We start from the raw sequence: 18785 nt of genomic DNA, 5'->3' as shown, positions 1-18785 counted from the left end.
TTCAAAACCATCCTTCCCGCCGCCCGAGCCAGTCGGAGCGGCGCTTGCCCTGCGGGGCCTGTCCCGACCGGTTGATCTGCCCGGCGGGATCGGTGTCGGTGGGGGCGGCCCCGAGTTGATCCTCAAGGTCGCGCCATTTCTCGTCAGGCCAGCGGTCCGCGCCCGCGATCCAGGCGGCGGCGCGGGCATAGACCCGGCAATCCAGCGCCTCGTTGCGCTCGCGCAGCTTCTGCCATTCCAGCCGGGCGAAGCCGCGCTTCGTGCGCACCGTCACCAGCTGCTCGGCCACGAACTGCTTCAGCCATTCGTTCTCGACCCAGTGCGGCAGGTGCACCGAGCCGGGCGGAGACGCCGCCCCCTCGGCCATCTCCTCCTCGGTCGGCCGCGCCAGCCGCAGGAAGCGGTAGGTTTCGGCCTTGAAGGTCGACACCGCCACGGTCCAGAGCCGCGCCCCGCGCCGCAGGCGTTTCCCGCCCTCGGTCGCGTCGACGAAGGTCGGCCCCGACACCGGGCTCGAACGGTTGAACCCCTCGACGCCTTTCACCGGCGACACCTGCCCAAACCCCTGCGCCCGCGACCAGGAATAGACCGCCGGGGCCTCGTAGCCGGTGTCGATGGCGAGCCGCGCGATGCGCAGATGCGCGCCGCGTTCGTGCGGCCAGGACCGATCCAGCAGCGCGGTCAGCTCCGACCAGGCGTCGTGCCGGTCGGGCCCACCCTCGATCACGAAGTGATCGACGAGCCAGGACTCAAGTCCACGGCCCCAGGCCCAGACATCGACCTCGATCCGGTCCTTCTGCACGTCGGCCCCGGCGGTCAGGAACAGCCCGCCCGCAGGCACCGTGCCGGATGTCCAGCGCTCGCGGCGGTCGTAGAGCCGCTGCCAGTCCGGCGCTTCCCCGGTCTCGACCCAGGTCTCGCCGAGGATCGTGTTGCGGAATGCCTTGATCGCCTCGTCAGACCCTTGCGCTGCGTCCCATGCCCGCACGATCCGCTCCCAGCTCAGCCAGCCGATCGGCGAATAGAGCGCCGAGAGATGGTAGCCGACCGTGCTCGGATCGGCAGCCGTGGCAGTCGCCCGCCATTCGCCACCCTCCAGCATCGCCGTCTTGTGGTGCTCCGCGATTGCCGCGTCGCAGCCCTCGCAGTGATACTCGGCCGTCTCCGGGCGGCCCTTCTCCCAGCGCAGCCGGTCGAACTTCAGCCACTGCATCGCGCCGCAATGCGGGCACGGCACGAAGAACCGGCGCTGGTCGCTGGCCTCGTATTCCCGCTCGATCCGCGACAGCCCCCGGATGGTGGGCGTCGAGACCAGGAACACCTTGCGCCGATGGGCGAAGGTCATTGACCTGGCCTCGGCCAGCGTCACCGGATCGCCTTCCTCGTCGGCCGAGGCCGGATAGGCGTCGACCTCGTCGAGGAAGATGTAGCGCGCCGGGGTGGACCGCAGCCCGACCGCCGAGTTGGCACCCGTCATGATCAGGATGCCGCCCGCGAATTCCTTCGACAGCATCGTGTTGCCCGCGTCGCGGGATCGCGCGGGCTTCACCCGCTCCCGCAACTCGGGGCTCTCGTCGATCAGCGGGTCGATCCGCTGCCGTGAGTTGCGTTTCGCCAGTTCCACCGTCGGCTGGACCGCCAGCATCGGCCCCGGCGCCTGGTGGATCGCAAAGCCGATCCAGTTGTTCCCCGCCTCGGTCGCGCCAACCTGCGCGGCCTTCATGAACACGACCCGCTGCGTGGGATCGCCGGGCGACAGCCGGTCCATGATCTCGCGCATGTAGGGCGTGCGCACCGTGCGATACCGCCCGGGCTCGGCCGAGGCGCGGCCCGAGAGCATCCGGTGCCGGTCCGCCCATTCCGAAACGGTCAGGTCCGGGTCGGGTCGCAGTCCGTTGCCCCAGGCGCGCAGGATCTGGCCCGCGCCGTCGAAGTCCGTCAGGCCATCGCCGCTCTCACCTGAAGTCGGGCCGGACCTCGGCGAGTTCGTCGAGGTGGGCGCGTACATGTTTCTCCAGGACCTTCTGCATCGCGGCTGGCTCCACGGTGATCTGCTGGCCTGTCGCGTCGCGGCACGACGCGGAGAGCTCGGCCGCCATCAGCGCCGCCGCGCGCGCAGGCCAGGTCACCCACGCGTCCCGTTCCTCCCGCGCCAGCCGGAACACCAGCGCCAGCGCGCGGGCCCGCTCGATCAACTCCCCCTTCAGCTTCTGGAGCCGGATGCGCCGCTCCTGCGCCTTGAGCACCTCGTTCGCGGTCTTCGCCTGCAGGAAGGTCGTGCCGCCGCCGACGGCCGGGACTGCCAGCCCCTGTTCACGCAGCGTGTCGCCAACAGCGGCCACGGCCGCCTCGGGGACGGGCTTCAGCTTCGGCGTGGGCGGCTTGCGGGTCTTGGACGGGTCGGTCGTCTCGGCACGTCTGGCGTCGCTGGCGGCCGCGTTGATGCTGCCGTCGGGATAGAGGACCAGCCGCTCGGCGGCCTTGGCCTTCTGGATCGCGCCCCGCGACAGCCCGACATGCGCGGCGTACTGGCGCTCGCTCATGCCCTGCATCGACGGCTCCGATTATCTATCGAAATCATGTTCTTATCGAGTTGATAAGCAGCGCGACCGGAGCGAACGTCCGTTCAGAAGGACGATGCAACTCACCAAGGAGCCATCACGATGACCACGCGCCTGAACCCGATCACCACCCCGCGCCACGAACTCCGCGCCGAGAAGGCGCGCCGGAATAAGGAAGCCGCGCTCGCGGCCTTCATCGGCAAGAAGGCCGAGATCGACGAGATGCTCGCCCGGCTGCAGACGCTGAGCGACGACCACTTCAACGCCCACCCCGACGAGATCAACTGGGGCCATGTCGGCACCCTCGAACACTACGCCAGCCTCCTGAAGCGCATCACCGACAGCGCCTTCGGCGAGGGCGAGCACGCCCGCTGATCTCCGGCACTGCCGGAACTCCCGCCGCGCGCCCTGCGCGGCTCGGGGTCGTAGGAGGCGCCGCATGACGCGGGCCCGAATACGGAGACGATCCCATGACCAAGCTTTCTGACACCCAAGCCATCATCCTCAGCGCCGCCGCACAGCGCGAGGACCGCATCGCACTGCCGCTGCCCGAGAGCCTGCGCGGCGGCGCCGCTGCCAAGGTGGTCGGCGCGATGCTCGCGAAGAACTTCCTGCAGGAGGTCGACGCCGACACGCGCAAGGGCGAGCTTATGTGGCGCGAGACCGGAGACGGCCACGGCGTCACGCTGGTCGCCCCGATCGGGCGCCCTGCCGCCATCGGGATCGAGACCGAGGACGCGAACCCCGCGCCTGCGGGCGCGACGGACGCGCCTACCGAGGAGGCCGCGCCGGACACCCCCACCGTAGCCGAAACCGCGCCAAAGACGCGCACACCGCGCGAGGGCACCAAGCAGGCCACGCTGATCGCCATGCTGCGCGCACCGGACGGCGCGACCATCGAGGAGATCATGGCCGCGACGGGCTGGCAGTCGCACACGGTGCGCGGCGCGATGGCGGGGGCGCTGAAGAAGAAGCTCGGGCTCGAGGTGACCTCGGAGAAGGTCGAGGATCGGGGGCGCGTGTACAAACTCCCCGCCGCCTGACGCGCCGGACCCCGACAAGCTGATGACCGCCGTCCCTACGGGGCGGCGGTCGATCATTTGGCGCTCCGCATCCGGATCGCCTCGAACACCCGCCGCAAGGCGAAGGAACGGGCGATCGAGACGACGGTGAAAATGGCGCCCATCTTCAGGTTCTGCGCCAGCGTCGTGTGCAGCCCGAAGATCGGGAAGATCAGGATCTGCGTCACGACCGCGACGCCGTAGCCGACGATCACGTTGGCGACGGACTCGACCAGCGACATGAGGCGGGTCTGCTTCATGCCGCTGCCTCATCCATCGGCCAGCAGTTCAGCCGCGAGAGTTCGCAGCGCATGCGCCGCAACCAAGGGGACCACGCCGTTGCCACAGAGGCGAAGCCGGTCCACCCGGTGGGCCAACCCATCAGTGCCTCGACGAACAGCGGGTTCAAGGTCCGGCGCGGCTCGGAGGTATCGCTCCCAGCCATCGGCGTCACCAGGACCTGGCGGCCAAGCAGGCCGTTCACCGGCGTGTTCGCGAGTGTCGTCGCCCCGTCCTTGTGATCCCGCGCCGTCGGCGTCATCCACAATCCCACCGCATGGGTCAGATCGGCCGTCTTGCGGTTGCCCGCGCTCGGCTTGCAGCCGTCGTTCGCCATCGGCGTCGGCCAGTCCCGCGCCATGCGGTCCAGACCCTTCTCGTCTCGTCGTTCGCCGCCCCGGCTGCGGAAACTGTCGGTCTGCGGCGTGGGCCACATCGCAGCCGTGGTCGCCAGGTTCATGCCGTGCTGGCCCGCTTTCTGCGACGGCGTCGGTATTGTCTGCCTGTTCTCGTTGGCGCTGGCCCTTGGCGTCGGCCAGAGCCGCAGCAGTTCCGTCCGGTTCCCGCCACTCGACCGGGTGCCAGAGCAGGCGCGCGGGGTCGGCCAGCTCGTCCCCTTCGCGGATGGCGAGGATGAAGAGCCGCTCGCGCTTGTGGGGCGCGCCGACTTCCGCCGCCGTGAAGAGGCCTGCCGCAAGGCGGTAGCCCATGCCGACCAGTCCTGCGGCGACTTCGGGGAAGCCGAGGCGGAGATGATGGGCGACATTCTCGAGGAAGACGAAGGGCGGTTCGACCTCGCCGATGATGCGGGCGACATGCGGCCAGAGGTGGCGCGGGTCGTCGGCGCCCCGGCGTTTGCCCGCGACGGAGAACGGCTGGCACGGATAGCCCGCAGTGACGATGTCCACCGCGCCGCGCCACGGGCGGCCGTCGAAAGTTGCAACATCGTCCCAGACAACAGCCTGATCCAGGGACGCGTCTTCCATCCGCGCCACGAGAGTGGCTGCGGCGAAGGTTTCCCGTTCGACATGGCCCACAGCACGATATCCGGGGATGGCGATGGTGAGCCCGAGGTCGATACCGCCCGCGCCGGAGCAGAGGGAGAGGCCGAACAGACATGCGTCTCCGGCTCCGGAAGCGTCTCCGGAGGAAGGTAGAGCCAGGTCATGCATGTCACGCGGCGGTCTGGCGCTTTCGCGCGGGTTCGGGTTCGGCGTCCGTGTCCGGCGTATCGGTGACGTCGCCCAGCCGCTCCGCCTTCACCTGCGCGAAGGTCCGGCCGTCGCCGTCGAGGATCGCGTCCTTGTCGGTTTCGGCCTGCCAACGCTCCACGGCGACATCGACATACGCCGCGCTGATCTCCATTGCGAAGACGCGGCGGCCATTGGCCTCGCCCGCCATGATCTGCGACCCGGAGCCGGAGAACGGCTCATAGCAGAGGCCGCCCCGCGCCACATGCTGGCGCATCGGGATCCCGAAGGCGTCGAGCGGCTTCGGCGTCGGATGGTCAGGCCGGTCATCCTTGGCGAAGCTGGGAAGCGCCCATGTCGATGGCAGCGTTTCCTCGGCCACCTTCGGCGGGCGGTTCGGGCGACGCCAGCCCATGAAACAGGGCTCGTGCTTCCAGAGGTAATGCGACCGGGTCAGGACGCCCCGGTCTTTCACCCAGATGATTTGCTGATGCACAAAGGCGCCTGCCTTCTCCCAGCAGGCTTCCAGCATCGCCTGGCGGCGCGAGGCGTGCCAGCAGTACCAGGCAGCATCCTCGGCGATGGCTTCCGCCACGGCTGCAGCGATGAACCCGTCATAGAGTTCCGCGCCCTGCGAACTGTCGTCCCAAGTCGTGCCGTAGGACGCCGACCAGTCCTTGTTGCGGGTCGGATGGTTCGAGCCGTCGTAGTCGACGAGATACGGTGGATCGGTCGCGAAAAGGATCGCGCGCTCACCGTTCATCAGGCGGCGCACATCGGCCGCGCTGGTGCTGTCGCCGCAGAGCAGCCGGTGATCGCCGAGGATCCAGAGATCGCCCGTCCGCGACGCCGGATTGCGTGGGGGTTCGGGGATGGTCACCGGCGGCACGGAGCCCCCGGCGCCCTCTTCCTCGCCGCCACCGTCGAGATCGAAGGCCAGCAGCTTGTCGAGTTCGCCATCGGAAAACCCGACCAGCGACAGGTCGAAGTCTTCGGCCAGCAGGTCGTTCAGTTCCGCCGACAGCAGCGCCTCGTCCCAGGTGCCGAGTTCCGTCAGCTTGTTGTCCGCAATCCGGTACGCCCGGCGCTGCGCTTCGGTCAGGTGCCCGAGCACGATCACCGGCGCCTCGGTCAGCCCGAGCTGCGTCGCGGCCAGCACGCGCCCGTGGCCTGCTATCAGTTCGCCGTCCTCGCCGACGAGGCAGGGCACGGTCCAGCCGAACTCGGCCATGCTGGCGGCGATCTTCGCGACCTGATCCGCGCCATGCGCCTTCGCGTTCTTCGCGTAGGGCTGGAGGCGCGACAGCGGCCACGTCTCGATCGCGTCCGGGGCGAAGCTCAACGTCATGATGGGCACGGTTCCTCGGTCGGGTGGATGCCGGTGGCTTCCGGACTCCGGATGCCGGGCCGGACTCCACACGGGGTCCAGCGGCCACCAGCGGTGTCCGGTCGGAAGGCCAGCGTTCATTGGTGTTTGCGCGGGGCGCGCGTGGCTCCGGCTTCCGGGTGGCTTCCCAAAAATCCGGCCCTGTCGCTGGCGATGTTCCGCGCTTCGCCCGCCAGCATACGAATGTCGCCAGGAAGGAACCGGAAACTGCCGTGGGATGGACCCCCGCCGGACCCTCGCTGGATACCGGGGTCCAGAAGAGCCCCGTCAACGCAAAGGGGAGAGCGAGCTTTCCAGCGCACTCTCCCCATCTTGCCTTCGGAATAGCATGATCATGTTGCAGATGTCGAAGGAAAAAGTGTTGCAACATATTGGAGTCACTGCGCATTCAGGCGCGCAGCGATCTTGGTCAGCGCCAGCTGCCAGCGACGCCAGGCGGTCGTGCGGTCGCACCCCAGCTCGCCGCTGATCTGCTTCCACGGCACCCGGGCCGCACGCGACCAGACCAGCTTGCGCTCCGCCTCCTCGATCCAGAGCACCCAGTCGAAGGTCTCCTCGAGCCGGGTGATCGCAGCGGCCGAGGGCCAGACCCGCATCGGCTGGGGTTCCATCGCCGCGATCTCGCGGCTGGTCCGCACGATGTCGGGCCAGGTGTTGAAATAGCCCTGCGCCTTCACCGGCGGCAGCTTGCGCAGGGTGCGGAACGCCTCCTCGAAATGATCGGCGACGCAGTCCGCGGTCCATTCCCGATCAGCCATGACGCGCCTCCCTGTCGGACGGGCGCGGGCCGTAGAGCTTCTCGCCCAGCTGGCGGACCAGTTCACGCTCGGGCCAGGTGAGGCGGTCGTCATCGGCGGAGACCGCGAGGACGCCCTGTTCCCGCCAGCCCTCACGCTTGACCTGCTCGGGATCGCGGCGCCGACCGCCGTAGCCATGGGGGTGCCATCTCATGCGACACCTCCCTTCGTCTCGATCGCCCAGAGCAGGATGGCGATGGCGTCGGCCTCGTTGTCGTCAGCGGGGCTGAAGCCGCGGGAGCGGACGGCGGCGACCATGGCGGCCTTGTCGGCGTTGCCCTTGCCCGAGGCGTGGCGCTTGATCGTACCGACCGGGACGCCCTCATAGGGCACGCCCCGCAGCTCGGCCCATGCAGTCAGCGTGGCCATCAGCCCGCCATAGATGTGGCTCGCGTCGGTCCCTGCGTGGCGGCGGACTTCCTCGAACCAGATGGCGGCGACGGGCCCGGACAGCCGGTCGATCTCGGTCAGCCAGTTGGTGAAGCGCAGGTAGCGCATGCCGCCGCCATCGAAGCGGCCGGGGCGCAGCGAGACGGTCCCGCTGGTAATCAGGCCGTCATGGCCGCGGATCGCCCAGCCGGTCGAGGTGCCGAGGTCGAGCGCGAGGATGCAGCGGTTGCGGGGTGTGTCGAGCGGCAGCGATTCAAACCTTGCGCCGTCGCAATTCGGGATCAGAGTCGGCTGAGCCATGATGGGTCTCCTTTGCCGGTGGCCTGTGGTGGTGGAAGACGACGGCGGTCTGGTGCTTGGCGGTACGGGGCCGGCGTCGTCGGATCGGAAAGCACAACACACCGTCACGGCGGCGCGCGCGGCTGACCCGGACGTATGGGAGGAGTGGCCAACCCTGTGGGGTAGCCCTCCCATACGTAGTATGGGGGTTTGACACCTAACTGTTCCGAGGCGTTCAAGTGGCTGAAATCATTGCGGAATAAGACTTCATGAAGTCTTCGGGCATGAGTTAGGGACCTAACTCTTATTTGCCCGTAACCCGTTGATTTCGTTGAGTGCACAGTTGGCGCTGTCATATGAGTCAGGCCTCACTCATATGAGTTAGGTCGTCCTCCAGCCCCTCCGGGTAGACCCAGACGGCGGGGTTTTCGACCTGCAGGCAGAGCCCGGATTGGGGGCATTTGAAGTGGCTGGGCAGGACCGGACGGGCGGGTGTGGTGACCTCGCCGGTGTCTGGATCGACATGCTCTACGTGCGCGCCGAACTGCATGCCCTCGACGCAGAGATAGCCGAACCGCGACCGGGTGACGGGGAAGCCGAACCCCGAGGGGTCGCGCAGGAACTTCACGAAGCCCTTGGTCGCCAGCACGCTGAGGCGCTCGCGGATCGTGTGCTTGCTGCCCAGACCGCCCCGGTTCTCGAAGGTCTCGGCGAACTGCATGGCGGTGTAGAGGCGCTCGCTCGCCGCCTCATCAAGCAGCATGCCGAGGATGACATCGTGTTTGCGCAGCCGTTCGGCATCGAGCCTGGCGCCGACCTCCTTGCGCACCAGGCGCTCGTTCATCGGGTTCAGCTCGACCCACTCCCCCTTCACCTTGTCGATCAGCTTCCCCGGCAGCGCGGGCCCGTTTCGAAGCTCGATCTCCAGCCTGCGGACGGTGCTGTCCTCGTCGGGTCGGTGCATGAGCAGCCCGGAGGTGTAGAAACCCCGCAGCGCGCTGGCGCCGGAGAGCGCGAGGAAGGGATCGTCCTTGACCTGATGCTTGGTGGCCTTGCGGGTGTGGTGGGCGAGGATGACGCCCGCATCCGGATTGACCGCCTCGCGGAGAAGCTCCACCCGGTCCTTCAGGAAGAACATCATGGCTGTGTTGTCGTTCTCGCCCCCGCCTTCGGGGCCGCCATCGAAGAGGTTGCGGATCGGGTCGATGACGATGATGTCGGGCGGCGCGTCGGGGAATGCGGCCCGGATCGCCTCGGCCACGCGGGCGACGCCTTCCGCGTCGAGCAGCAGCTTCAGCTTCGGCGTGGCGATGAAGGTGTCGCGCGCGGCGGCGATCACGGCGGCGGGCAGCGCGATCTGCTGCATGCGCTCGCGCAGATAGTGATACTGGATCTCGGCCTGCAGGTAGAACACGCGCAGCGGCCGGGGCGGCGTGAAGCCGAGGAACGGCACGCCAGCGGCCATATGCACGAGCCAGCAGATCAGGAAGTCGCTCTTGCCGACCTTGGGCGCGCCGCCAAGCACCAGGAGCCCGCCCGGCGTCAGCACGCGGGGACCGATGATGTCCTCGGGCATCGGGCTCGTGTCTTCGAGCAGCGCGCCGAGGCTGAAGGTCGGCAGCGGGCTGGCCGGGGCGTCGGCGTGGTCCGCGCGCAGGAGCGGCGGACCGTTGCGCTTCACATGCAGCGCCCAGAGGCGCTCGGACTCGGCCATCAGCCGATCGAGCGGCCAGGATGGGCGCAGCATGGCGGCGTTGTAGCCGCAGATCGCCTCCCAGCCTGCGAACGGGTCGAGGCGGCCCTCGTGCACCAGGCGCACGTAATGGCCGATGGCGGCGCTGGCCCCCTGGAAGCGGGACCAGTCGTCAACCGCGCCTTCGCGCACCGGCGTGGTGAGCACTGCGTCGATGCCGGGCTTCGCGGTCGGCGCGGCAACGTCGCTGGCGAAGCCTACGCCTGGCAGCGGCGGCATCTCGGCGACCTTTTCCGCGAAATCCGCCAAGTCGACCTCGACGTCGCGATGCTCGCGGATCTGCACGAGGCGCTGGTGGCCGTGCTTGTGATAGACGGTGCCCGGCACCCGGATCGGCTGATGCGCCGAGCGGAAATGCGTGTCGCCGCCGACCTTCACGGCGATCTCGCCCCGCAGGCGGCAGAGCGTCACCAGGTCCTCGCCCTCGGCCGGTTCGGTCAGCTTCCACCAGACATGGAGCTTGGCCGCACCTTCGGGCGTCCGCCCGCCGCTTTCGATGATCAGCGTGGGCGGGCCGAGATGGCGCGTGACATGGTCGAGCTTGGCCGGGATATCGCCCGCATCGAGATCGACCACGATGGCCTGCATCTGCAGCACATCGGCGGCGCGGGCCTGACCCTGCTCCTCGACCGTGCCGGGGATGACGTAGACGGCGGCGCCCTCCCGGTTCGCCCACGCGGCGAAGGTCGCGAGCTTCTCGTTCGCGGTCTCGTCGGCGGGGATCCAGATGTTGTGCGGCTTGCCGTCCCGGCCCTGACCCTTGTCGACGAAGCCCCGGAGCGGGATCAGCCCCTCGCACCAGCTGAACACGGTGTCGAGGAACACGGCGATCTGCTCGGGGTCGGGATCGCAGCCGAACGGGTTCTCGGACGGCGGCCCGTCGTTGAAATCCATCCACGGGTTGAAATGCAGGATGCCGTCGTCGCTCATGCCGGCAGCCCCCAGCAGCGCTCGGCCCACGGGCAGAAGCGGCACTCGAAGAAATCGGACGTGGTGGCGACGCGCGGCAGAAGCTCGCCCGCATCGGTCGCCTGCAGGATCCGCACGCCCCGGTCGGACATGCGCTGCGCGAGATCGGCGTCGAAGGGCACCAGCTCATGGTGAAGCTCAGCGGTGTCCTTGTTGATCGCGGTGAAGAGCGCGGGCGCGGCCGAGATGCCGGAAACCGTCCCTTCCATGTAGGCCTGGTAGAGCGCGATCTGGGCGGCGTAGACCGGCTTCGACTTCGTCACGCCGTCCTTGACGCAGGCGCGCCAGTTCTTCGCGTTCATCGTCTTGCATTCCCAGAGGGCGGGAACGGCCAGCTCGAAGCCTTCGGGCCCTGCGGCGATGATGCCGTCGACATGACCGCGGATGCGCCCGCCCGCAACGGAGAACCCGAACTGGCCGCCATCTGGCCGGTTGCCCTTGCGCGTGTAGAGGTCGAAGCCCGCGCCGCGCAGCCAGGCGACGGCCAGATCCTCGAGCGCATGGCCGATGGCGAAGATGCGCAGCGACTGGCCGCTGAAGTCCTGGCCCTCGTCCTTCGGCGCAGCCGTGAACTCGAACTGCAGGGCGCGCTCGCAGGCATGGCCGAGACGCGAGCCGCCGAGGTAGTCGCGGGGCGGCCGCGTGGCCTGATCGGCGGTCAGCGCCCGATCGACCGCGGCGTTGACCCGCTCTGCGAAAGTCGGCCGGTGATTGTAATCGAGGGTCAAAACGGCACCTCCGGCGTCTGCGCCCGGGCGATGTCGGACATGGCCTCGCGGAAGCCCTCGACGGCCTCCTCGATCAGCGCGCGCACCTGCGCCTCGGTCAGATCGGCGAGCGGTGTAGTCCAGCCGATCTCGTCCATCAGCAGTGCGACGCGCTTCATGGTGGCGGTGATCGCGGCGCGCTCCTCCTCGGTCAGGTCAACCATGGCGAAACGCTCCCGCGCGAAGCGCGTCCAGAAGGACTGGCAGGGCATCGAGCAGAACCAGACCGATGGCCGGGGCCGCTTCGACCGGTGCGGATCGAACCAGCCAAAACCACGGGTGGGTTGCCGGCAGACAGCACAAAGCGTCCCACGCGGATGCCAGAGTCGCCGCCGGTCCTCGGCCGTGATGGGGGTTGAGGGTGCCATGGGTCATGCCGCCCTCCGTTCGGGAGAGGCCGCCGTGTCGATCAGCTGGCGGATGGCGCGCTTGTTGAAGCCGAAGGTCATCAGCGCGGAGGCGCGGTAGCGCGTCAGGCCGAAGTCGTGGCGGCACTCGGGCGGCAGGTACTGCAGCTGCTTCTCGGTCGGCGGCTGGCGCAGCCAGGAGCGGGTCTTGAAGGCGCTCTCGTCGGTCTCGTGCGTGTTCAGCCAGTCGTCGGCCTGCGCGAGGCAGACGGTGCGCTCGCCGACGCCCAACAGGTGGGGGCGTTCGCCCTTCGCGCCGCCGATGGCGTACCAGACCCCGTCCAGCCAGAAGATGCCGCCCCAGGCTGCGAAGCCCGTGGCCATCAGCGCGTCGTCCGTGCCGTAGAGGTCGACCCACGCGAAGCTGGAGCGCTTCAGCAGGTCGATCTCGGTCATCATGAAGCCCGAGAGCGGCGCGGCGTCCCCGCCTTCGCCCGCATCCAGATCCTCGCGCGGGAACGCCTCGCCGCAGAGCGGGCATTCGGTGGCGGCCAGCGAGATCTCCGCCTCGCAGGCAGGACAGGTCTTCGTCGGCGCCTCGCCGATCTCGGTCTTGCCGTCGAGATCGACGTCCTGTTCCAGCGTGCCGTGGATCAGGCTGGAGGTGCCGAAGTCCAGCACGACGCAATCGGTTTTCACGATGCCTGGGTGTTCCTCGGGGTCGACGGTGCGCAGCCCGCGCCCGACCATCTGGATCATCGTGGACTTGTAGGAGCTGGGCCGCAGCAGCACGACGCAGGAGGTGGGCGGATGGTCCCAGCCCTCGGTCAGAACCGCCACGTTGACCACGACGCGGATGTCGCCCGCGGCGTAGTCGGCGAGGATTGCCTTGCGCGTTTCGGCCGCCAGATCGCCATGGATCAGCGCGGCGGAAACGCCCGCCGCCCTGAAGGCGTCGGTGACGTGTTCGGCATGCGCGACGGTGGAGCAGAACACCACGGTCTGCCGGTCGCCCGCCTTTTCCTTCCAGTGGCGGATCACCTCGTCGGTGACGGGCGCGCGGTCCATGATGCCCGCCACCTCCGCCATGTCGAAATCCGACATGGTCTTGCGGACGGACCGCAATTCGTCCTGGACACCGACATCGATGACGAAGGTGCGCGGCGGCACCAGGTGGCCCGAGGCGATCAATTCGCCCAGCCGCACCTGATCGGCGACGTTGTCGAAAACCTCGCGCAGGCCCTTCCTGTCGCCCCGGTTCGGCGTCGCCGTGACCCCGAAGATCCGGGCGTCGGGATTGGCCTCGCGCACCCGGTCAATGATGCGGCGGTAGCTGTCGGCGACGGCATGGTGCGCCTCGTCGACGACCAGCAGGTCGAGGCGCGGCATGTCGGCGAGGTTCGAGGCGCGCGCCAGCGTCGGCACCATGGCGAAGGCGACCTGACCGCCCCAGGACTTCTCCGTTGCGTCGATGACAGAGGTAGCGACGCCTGGCACCACGCGCTGAAACTTGGCGCGGTTCTGCGCCGTCAGCTCGTCGCGATGGGCCAGCACGCAGGCCTTGGCCCCGTCGTCGATCATCTCGCCGGTGACCGCCGAGAGCATGATGGTCTTGCCCGCGCCGGTGGGCGCCACGCCCAGCGTGTTGCCGCGGGAAGCGAGCGCAGCCACGCTGCGCTCGACGAAGGTCTTCTGGCGGGGGCGCAGGCGCATGGCCGGTCTCCCCTTACTGCGCCCAGCTCGGCCGACCGGCGGCGCCGGGGGCGGACGCGGGCTGGCTGGGCTGGGTGGACGTGGTGGGCTGCTGCGGGGCGTGGCCCTGCGCCGGGGCAGCAGAGGACTGCGGCGCGACCGTGCCCATCAGCGCGGCGTAGTCGCGATGGTCGGGCGTGACGGCATTGCGGATCTCGTTCTTGTCCTCGCCGTTGGTGTCGGTGCCGATGTCGATGCGGGCGATGAATTCGACGCCGTCGAGATCGCCGAACCCGTTGATGCGGCGGCGGGCCTGCGCCTCCGGCGAGTTGTCCTTGTCCGACACGCCGCGCGCCGAGTTGAGGATGCCGCGGATCAGGCCGCGCCCCATGTTGGCCCAGTCTGGACCCTTGGGGCTGTAGAGGCCGATCAGCGACCAGATTTTGCGCCGGGCATAGGGCCCTTCGAGCACCGTGTATTCGACGTCGAGATAGACGGCGCCGGTGGCGGCGCGGCGCGCCCAGCCGCCGGTCCAGCCTTGCGAGGGGTCGTCGTAGCCGCCGGGGCGCAGTGAGGCCCGCACCTTGGCGAGCGTGCCCTTCGGGATGACGTTGGTGTTGGATTGGGCGGAGTTGAAGTCGTTCCAGGGTCCGGACATTGCGCGGCTCCTTTCAGTTGGAGGATGGGACGCGCAGTGGCGTCAGAGGGGAAAAGCCACCCCAGCGACCGGATCGGGACACCGGGCGTGGCGAGAGGCGCTCAGCCATGGCCGGGCTCCTGCGCGGGCGCGGGATCGGCCGGGGTCACCGGCGGCCATGTCAGGCGTTCGGAGGCTGGCGCCGCGGGACGCTGGATCTTCTCCATCAGCCGGCCGAGATGCGGGGCCTCGACCCTGTCGAGGCGGCCGGAACGGTCCTTGGCCGGATAACCCCAGGGGTTCAGCGTCTGGCAGACGAAGGCGCGCTGCGGCTGGCCGCCCTGGTCCGGGATGTCGGCCATGGTGATGACCTGATCGACGATCCCCGGCAGCTCGAGCCCGGTCTTCGAGCCGTCGATCTGCGGCTGGAAGACCTTGCGGTTGAAGTCGTCGAGCCGCTCGTCAAGGATGCCGACGAACCAGACGTGCTTGCCGCGCGTGTGCTGCAGGTGGGTCAGCCAGCCGATCATCTCACGGCCATGCAGCCCGTAGGCGCCGCGGATGTCGGGCTTGCCGGTCTTCTCGGAGAACGCTTCGGGCTGCCCACGGCACCACTGGAAGCAGAGCCGTCCCGCGACGGTGATCGAGTCGATGAAGACGGTCTCGTATTTCCCGATCACCGTGGGATCGCCGTAGCGGCCGCAGACCTCGTCGAAATGCGCCTGGCTGTAGGGCTGGTCCTCGCGCAGCGCCGGGTTCGGCCCGCCGATGAACACCGCGAAGTCGCGACATTCCTTCCAGGTGCGGGGCCGGAGCGTGTCGATCTCCAGCCCCTCGACCGCCAGATCCCCAGCCTCGAGATCGAGGAAGAGCGTGGTCGAGGCGTTCAGCGTCCAGAGCAGGCTGGTCTTGCCGATGCCGGACCGCCCGAAGATGACGCCCTTGATGCCCTTGCGTTGCGCGAGCCGCTCATCGGCGCCGATGATGGGAAGGGCCATCACTGGCCCTCCTTCTTCATCACCGCCGTGGCGGCGCGATCTGCGCCGATGCACCCCGCCTCGCGGGCGAGCTTGTAGAGGCGCTTCAGCGCGTCGGCGCGGCGGTAGGCGGCCGTGCTCTCGCGCTCCGCTTCCACGATCGCGAAGGCGATCTCGTCGACGGTCGCCTCGACGACCGGCAGCGGCTCGCGCGGTTCGTCTCCGGGACGCTGCGGGAGGGAGATGGTTTCGGGGAGATCTTCGAGGGCGTAGTTCACCTTGCGAAGACGGGTGATGGCGTCCGACTGGTCCGGCATGGCGGTTCTCCGTGAGATGATGTGATCGAGGAGGCGCATCACGCGGCCTCGCGGACGTCGGGCGCGGGCTCGGCGACGTAGATCGCCAGCAGCGGCGTCCCGTCGGCATGGGCGCCGGCGTCCTCGATCTGATAGTTGCGGTTGGGCTCGCAGACCTCGGTCAGCTCCCAGCGGCGATAGAGCCCCGGAAGACGCCTGAAATCCTCGAGCGACAGATCGGCAGTGCGGTTCATGCGTGTCTGCTTTCGGTTTGAGGGAAGGCGCTCGGGGCGCTCGAATGGAAAAAGCCACCGGCGGGACCGGATCGGGACATCGGTTCAGGGGATTTCCTCGAGGGCGTCGTGCAGCCGGCGCATCGCGCGCTGGTACCGCTTGCGGGCGGCGGCCTCGGTCAGCCCCAGGTCAGCTCCCGCCTCGGCTTGGGAAAAACCCTCGATCGCCACGCGGATCACCAGCACGGCGTCGTCGCCGAGCAGCTTCCGCACGGCGCCGTTCAGCCGGGCGTACCCATCCGCGCCGATTCCGCTGTCGCCGCTGTCCGCCACCTCGTCGGGGTCGGCGCCGCTGGCGAGATGTTCGCGCGCCGTGTCGCGCTGGCGCACGCGGATCATGTCGCGCTCGACGTTGCGGAGCACCGTGGCCGCGATCCAGTTGACGCGCCCGAGGTCGAGGCCGCGGACCGCCTCGGTAGTGCGCGCCAGCACGTCGGACGCGACCTCGTCAGCGGTGCCGAGCCTGCGCCAGAGCGACCGGCGCCGGATGGCGTCGAGGCCGGGCCAGAGCGCCAGCAACAGCATTGTCAGGGCGCTGTCGGACGCGGGCCCGTCGCCCTGCGCTGCCCTCACGAGAGCGGCGAGGATCAGGTTCTTCTGGCCCTGATCGCCGGGGGTGCGGTGCAGCCCGTCCAGCAGGGCCGCCGGATCCCGGAACGCTGCAAGGGCGGCCTGCGTGCGCCGGATGGCGTCGAAACTGCGCTGGAAGTGAAGATTGGAGGAAGATTGCATGAGGTGATCACGGATCTCGTGCCACGCGAAGGACATCGGACGCCTGCCTTGCGGCCAGGCGTCCGGCGCCTTCTCGTGGCCAGGTCAGGACGTCGCGCGTCTCTGCGATTTCAGGGGGTTGGGTGAATGCGCGCGTCAGCGCGCGGGTGCCGTTGCGTTATTCAGCGTGGCGCAGCCCCGGCAGGTGGCCTGAACCGGAAAGCCCACGAGATACTCGTGCCCCCGCGCGAAGCGCAGGTGCATGCGGCCGTCCCGGCAGACGCCGAGCAGCTTCTCACAGCGCGTGCAGCGCCATTCCGAGTTGGAGGTGGTGGGCTTGGTCTTCGCGGCGCCGGACCAGCTCGTCTGGGCTGCCTGGCGCGAGGGGAAGGGAGTCGGCATGAAAGTGCTCCTCTGATGTGGAGCCCTTCCAATAATCAGCGGTTTGTTAGACCGTCCCGCCCGAAACCCTAGATGAACTCTAGATCACGCGGTGTCGGTCGCCTCGCCGAGACGCCAATAGCGATTGCTCGAGCCGTGCCGGATGTAAGTCGGATGCGCCTTCGCCCATGCGCCGGAAGAGAACAGCTGTCTGGGATTGTCAGACCCCATCCCGTCCATCAGGACCTTGGTCAGCCGCTGGCCTGTGCCATCGGTCGCCGCTTCAACAAGGCTTTCGAAGAGTTGGATCTGGCCCGCGCCGTCAAGCGTTAGCGGATCGAGACCCGGGATGATGAGCGTCGCAGAGCGAGGCGTGTGTCGTACAACTTGGGCGACTTGCGCGGAGGACGCCAGCGTTCGGTTCGCCTCGAATCGCCGAGCCATTTCCTCCTGGTCCAGATCGCCGAGGCTTCCGTCCTGAAGCAACAGGTCGCGTAGCGCGATCACGACGTTCGGCCCGAGGAATCGTGGTGGATCATTGGACACGGCGAGTACGAGACCAGGACCCGCCGTATGTCGCGACCGAAGCGCATTCTCGACATTCTCGCGGGCTTTCAGATCGGCAAGGCGGCGCGCCAGGTAAAGCGGGACCTTTCGCTCACCCAGTGCAATCGGCCCAAGCGAGACGAGGAACTCGTTGATGGTTTCGATGTTCCTGATACCGAGAGAGCCAGCTATCGCCTGGTGGATGGTTTCGGCGAGCCATGCTCGATCGATCCCGTACTCGATCGCATTGGTGTCGAGACGCAATCCGTCCGCCTCCCCAAAGGAACCGGTTTGTCGAACCGTCCCCGGCTCCGGACCCGTTTCCTGCTCAACTTCGACAACCTCATCGTCATCCTCGGCGAGCCCAATCACCTGCCGCCCTTTGCGGGCAATCAATCTCGCACTCACCAAGCGGGCTGGATCGACGCCCGCGGAGTTGAAGAATGCACCTGCAACAGTGTCGCCGGGCAGGTCGTACAGCGACAGAAGAAAGCCGAACCACTGCGCCCGTTCCTGATCGGTGAGCGTCCGCAGGTTCTGCGTAAGACCCCAGTGTTCGAGCAGTCGGAACCCAAGGTCCCGAAGGAACGGATCGCGCATGCTCTGCACGTCCGAACTGCTGCCATTCGAGATCGAGACCCGGAAGGTTCCCTTCTTGCCGTCTGATCGACGGGTGTAACCAATTGCGATGGCGATTTTTGTGAAGCCGAAACTCCGGATCAGGGTGGCTGAATTGGCGACGTATTTCCGGACAACGTCCTCCATCGTGTCTTCTATGGTCACCTTGATGTTCAGCCGCCGGCCCCACGAGCCGAGGCGCACCTCGGCCTCGACTACCGCCGCCAGCGTGATCTCGACATCGTCGAAATCCGGGCGATCCAGATCGAAGGAGGACCTGAAGCGTTCGAGGTTAAACTCTCGGCGGGTCAGCGGCTTGGCCGAAGGCGGGCGCCCTAGAACGACCTCCGCGAAGACTTTCGAGGTTTTTTCGCGAACCTCGCCGCTGGCTGATGCGACCTCGATTTTCTTCAGCTTGGGCGTGTAGATCAGGACAGCCTCGTGTGATGGCCTGTAGTAGTGGACGGTCCAGCCCCCTTCCTCGCGATGATTGTCGATACTTGACAGGGGCCCGGGATGGCGCAGGGCGACCATGAAGGACGGCGGGTAGTTGGCGGTCTCGGGCAATTCGAGGACGGACGCGGTGACCTTGCCCTTCAGTCCCAGAGCTTCCTGAACAGCGTCACAGAGCTTCTCGTCAGGGATTCCCTCTGCGTCGGCAACAGAATCGTGGTCGAAGTCCACCTCGCAGCATGTGTAGTACGTCCGCCGTTCTCGATAGCGCCGCGCGGCATAGAAGCTCTGGGCGTCGTGAAAGTGCATCGGGAAGACCGTGCGCATCCAGATGCTCTTGCACAGCAGGTCAGGCTGGGACTCATAATGGTCGTAGTCGACATTCTGCAGCCGTTGCCCCG

21 protein-coding genes and 1 pseudogene are annotated in these 18785 nt (G+C 68.0%); 2 read left to right on the top strand and 20 right to left on the bottom strand.

Going from position 1 to position 18785, the window contains the following annotated elements; genetic code table 11:
- Position 1: 1 nt before the first annotated feature.
- The gene (locus VGD93_RS12690) at positions 2 to 2008 is read right to left on the bottom strand and encodes a phage terminase large subunit family protein (RefSeq protein ID WP_395012535.1); all 2007 of its coding nucleotides are present in this window, start codon (positions 2006 to 2008) and stop codon (positions 2 to 4) included.
- Positions 1956 to 2543: a hypothetical protein gene (locus VGD93_RS12685; RefSeq protein ID WP_395012534.1), complete on the bottom strand. Its 588-nt coding sequence runs from the start codon at positions 2541 to 2543 to the stop codon at positions 1956 to 1958. Before VGD93_RS12685 ends, VGD93_RS12690 begins: the two co-directional genes overlap by 53 nt.
- Before the next feature lie 120 nt (positions 2544 to 2663).
- Between VGD93_RS12685 and VGD93_RS12680 the strand changes: the two genes are divergently transcribed.
- Entirely contained in the window at positions 2664 to 2936 is a 273-nt protein-coding gene (locus VGD93_RS12680; protein ID WP_028720222.1) for a hypothetical protein, read from the top strand.
- Between the two features lie 95 nt (positions 2937 to 3031).
- On the top strand, positions 3032 to 3604 hold the full coding sequence (locus VGD93_RS12675; protein WP_395012533.1) for a DUF3489 domain-containing protein: 573 nt from the start codon (positions 3032 to 3034) through the stop codon (positions 3602 to 3604).
- 53 nt (positions 3605 to 3657) lie between these two features.
- On the opposite strand, the gene VGD93_RS12670 is transcribed toward VGD93_RS12675, so the two are convergent.
- The 18 genes and pseudogenes from VGD93_RS12670 to VGD93_RS12585 all read right to left on the bottom strand — a co-directional run.
- Entirely contained in the window at positions 3658 to 3882 is a 225-nt protein-coding gene (locus tag VGD93_RS12670; RefSeq protein WP_028720220.1) for a DUF7220 family protein, read from the bottom strand.
- Entirely contained in the window at positions 3879 to 4361 is a 483-nt protein-coding gene (locus VGD93_RS12665) for a hypothetical protein (RefSeq protein WP_177208252.1), read from the bottom strand. The genes VGD93_RS12670 and VGD93_RS12665 overlap by 4 nt, the downstream gene beginning before the upstream one ends.
- 202 nt (positions 4362 to 4563) lie before the next feature.
- Positions 4564 to 5073: pseudogene (locus tag VGD93_RS12660) on the bottom strand (DNA cytosine methyltransferase); the annotation flags it as partial.
- A 1-nt stretch (position 5074) separates the two neighbouring features.
- Entirely contained in the window at positions 5075 to 6439 is a 1365-nt protein-coding gene (locus tag VGD93_RS12655; RefSeq protein ID WP_093359550.1) for a site-specific DNA-methyltransferase, read from the bottom strand.
- A 416-nt stretch (positions 6440 to 6855) separates the two neighbouring features.
- Positions 6856 to 7236: a DUF6362 family protein gene (locus VGD93_RS12650; protein WP_099649490.1), complete on the bottom strand. Its 381-nt coding sequence runs from the start codon at positions 7234 to 7236 to the stop codon at positions 6856 to 6858.
- Positions 7229 to 7429, bottom strand: coding sequence for a hypothetical protein (locus VGD93_RS12645; protein WP_071796301.1), 201 nt, complete (start codon positions 7427 to 7429; stop codon positions 7229 to 7231). The genes VGD93_RS12650 and VGD93_RS12645 overlap by 8 nt, the downstream gene beginning before the upstream one ends.
- Entirely contained in the window at positions 7426 to 7965 is a 540-nt protein-coding gene (locus VGD93_RS12640) for a crossover junction endodeoxyribonuclease RuvC (protein WP_228189155.1), read from the bottom strand. Before VGD93_RS12640 ends, VGD93_RS12645 begins: the two co-directional genes overlap by 4 nt.
- Before the next feature lie 340 nt (positions 7966 to 8305).
- The gene (locus tag VGD93_RS12635; protein WP_395012532.1) at positions 8306 to 10522 is read right to left on the bottom strand and encodes an AAA family ATPase; all 2217 of its coding nucleotides are present in this window, start codon (positions 10520 to 10522) and stop codon (positions 8306 to 8308) included.
- A 101-nt stretch (positions 10523 to 10623) separates the two neighbouring features.
- Positions 10624 to 11394 carry a hypothetical protein gene (locus tag VGD93_RS12630; RefSeq protein ID WP_123644167.1) on the bottom strand — a complete coding sequence of 257 codons (771 nt, stop codon included), beginning with the start codon at positions 11392 to 11394 and terminating at the stop codon, positions 10624 to 10626.
- Positions 11391 to 11597 (bottom strand): DUF6511 domain-containing protein, encoded by a 207-nt coding sequence (locus tag VGD93_RS12625; RefSeq protein ID WP_123644183.1) that lies wholly within the window; start codon positions 11595 to 11597, stop codon positions 11391 to 11393. Before VGD93_RS12625 ends, VGD93_RS12630 begins: the two co-directional genes overlap by 4 nt.
- A 207-nt stretch (positions 11598 to 11804) precedes the next feature.
- Positions 11805 to 13493, bottom strand: coding sequence for a DEAD/DEAH box helicase (locus tag VGD93_RS12620; RefSeq protein WP_395012531.1), 1689 nt, complete (start codon positions 13491 to 13493; stop codon positions 11805 to 11807).
- Positions 13494 to 13506: 13 nt separating this feature from the next.
- Positions 13507 to 14130 carry a hypothetical protein gene (locus VGD93_RS12615; protein WP_123644165.1) on the bottom strand — a complete coding sequence of 208 codons (624 nt, stop codon included), beginning with the start codon at positions 14128 to 14130 and terminating at the stop codon, positions 13507 to 13509.
- A 101-nt stretch (positions 14131 to 14231) separates the two neighbouring features.
- Entirely contained in the window at positions 14232 to 15107 is an 876-nt protein-coding gene (locus VGD93_RS12610; protein ID WP_272857884.1) for an ATP-binding protein, read from the bottom strand.
- Entirely contained in the window at positions 15107 to 15403 is a 297-nt protein-coding gene (locus VGD93_RS12605; protein WP_123644163.1) for a hypothetical protein, read from the bottom strand. Before VGD93_RS12605 ends, VGD93_RS12610 begins: the two co-directional genes overlap by 1 nt.
- Positions 15404 to 15441: 38 nt before the next feature.
- Positions 15442 to 15636: a hypothetical protein gene (locus tag VGD93_RS12600; RefSeq protein ID WP_018303655.1), complete on the bottom strand. Its 195-nt coding sequence runs from the start codon at positions 15634 to 15636 to the stop codon at positions 15442 to 15444.
- Positions 15637 to 15720: 84 nt separating this feature from the next.
- Positions 15721 to 16407 (bottom strand): RNA polymerase sigma factor, encoded by a 687-nt coding sequence (locus tag VGD93_RS12595; RefSeq protein WP_374841270.1) that lies wholly within the window; start codon positions 16405 to 16407, stop codon positions 15721 to 15723.
- 135 nt (positions 16408 to 16542) lie between these two features.
- Entirely contained in the window at positions 16543 to 16788 is a 246-nt protein-coding gene (locus tag VGD93_RS12590) for a hypothetical protein (RefSeq protein ID WP_123644161.1), read from the bottom strand.
- Between the two features lie 84 nt (positions 16789 to 16872).
- Positions 16873 to 18785, bottom strand: a 1913-nt coding sequence (locus VGD93_RS12585) for a hypothetical protein (RefSeq protein ID WP_395012530.1), incomplete at its 5' end; no start/stop codon positions are given.

Origin of the sequence: Devosia sp., from assembly GCF_036406155.1 — a bacterium.
In the GTDB taxonomy this organism is placed as follows: Bacteria; Pseudomonadota; Alphaproteobacteria; order Rhizobiales; family Devosiaceae; genus Devosia_A.
Note: the sequence above shows the minus strand (reverse complement) of the source record. Positions and strands in the feature narration are given on the sequence as shown.

Bases quoted from the DNA above. Each gene is read 5' to 3' on its own strand.
- VGD93_RS12590 (WP_123644161.1), bottom strand. From the start codon at position 16,788: ATGCCGACTCCCTTCCCCTCGCGCCAGGCAGCCCAGACGAGCTGGTCC.
- VGD93_RS12610 (WP_272857884.1), bottom strand. From the start codon at position 15,107: ATGGCCCTTCCCATCATCGGCGCCGATGAGCGGCTCGCGCAACGCAAG.
- VGD93_RS12685 (WP_395012534.1), bottom strand. From the start codon at position 2,543: ATGAGCGAGCGCCAGTACGCCGCGCATGTCGGGCTGTCGCGGGGCGCG.
- VGD93_RS12650 (WP_099649490.1), bottom strand. From the start codon at position 7,236: ATGGCTGATCGGGAATGGACCGCGGACTGCGTCGCCGATCATTTCGAG.
- VGD93_RS12670 (WP_028720220.1), bottom strand. From the start codon at position 3,882: ATGAAGCAGACCCGCCTCATGTCGCTGGTCGAGTCCGTCGCCAACGTG.
- VGD93_RS12655 (WP_093359550.1), bottom strand. From the start codon at position 6,439: ATGACGTTGAGCTTCGCCCCGGACGCGATCGAGACGTGGCCGCTGTCG.
- VGD93_RS12595 (WP_374841270.1), bottom strand. From the start codon at position 16,407: ATGCAATCTTCCTCCAATCTTCACTTCCAGCGCAGTTTCGACGCCATC.
- VGD93_RS12680 (WP_028720222.1), top strand. From the start codon at position 2,664: ATGACCACGCGCCTGAACCCGATCACCACCCCGCGCCACGAACTCCGC.
- VGD93_RS12665 (WP_177208252.1), bottom strand. From the start codon at position 4,361: ATGAACCTGGCGACCACGGCTGCGATGTGGCCCACGCCGCAGACCGAC.
- VGD93_RS12600 (WP_018303655.1), bottom strand. From the start codon at position 15,636: ATGAACCGCACTGCCGATCTGTCGCTCGAGGATTTCAGGCGTCTTCCG.
- VGD93_RS12620 (WP_395012531.1), bottom strand. From the start codon at position 13,493: ATGCGCCTGCGCCCCCGCCAGAAGACCTTCGTCGAGCGCAGCGTGGCT.
- VGD93_RS12690 (WP_395012535.1), bottom strand. From the start codon at position 2,008: ATGTACGCGCCCACCTCGACGAACTCGCCGAGGTCCGGCCCGACTTCA.
- VGD93_RS12605 (WP_123644163.1), bottom strand. From the start codon at position 15,403: ATGCCGGACCAGTCGGACGCCATCACCCGTCTTCGCAAGGTGAACTAC.
- VGD93_RS12625 (WP_123644183.1), bottom strand. From the start codon at position 11,597: ATGGTTGACCTGACCGAGGAGGAGCGCGCCGCGATCACCGCCACCATG.
- VGD93_RS12645 (WP_071796301.1), bottom strand. From the start codon at position 7,429: ATGAGATGGCACCCCCATGGCTACGGCGGTCGGCGCCGCGATCCCGAG.
- VGD93_RS12640 (WP_228189155.1), bottom strand. From the start codon at position 7,965: ATGGCTCAGCCGACTCTGATCCCGAATTGCGACGGCGCAAGGTTTGAA.
- VGD93_RS12675 (WP_395012533.1), top strand. From the start codon at position 3,032: ATGACCAAGCTTTCTGACACCCAAGCCATCATCCTCAGCGCCGCCGCA.
- VGD93_RS12615 (WP_123644165.1), bottom strand. From the start codon at position 14,130: ATGTCCGGACCCTGGAACGACTTCAACTCCGCCCAATCCAACACCAAC.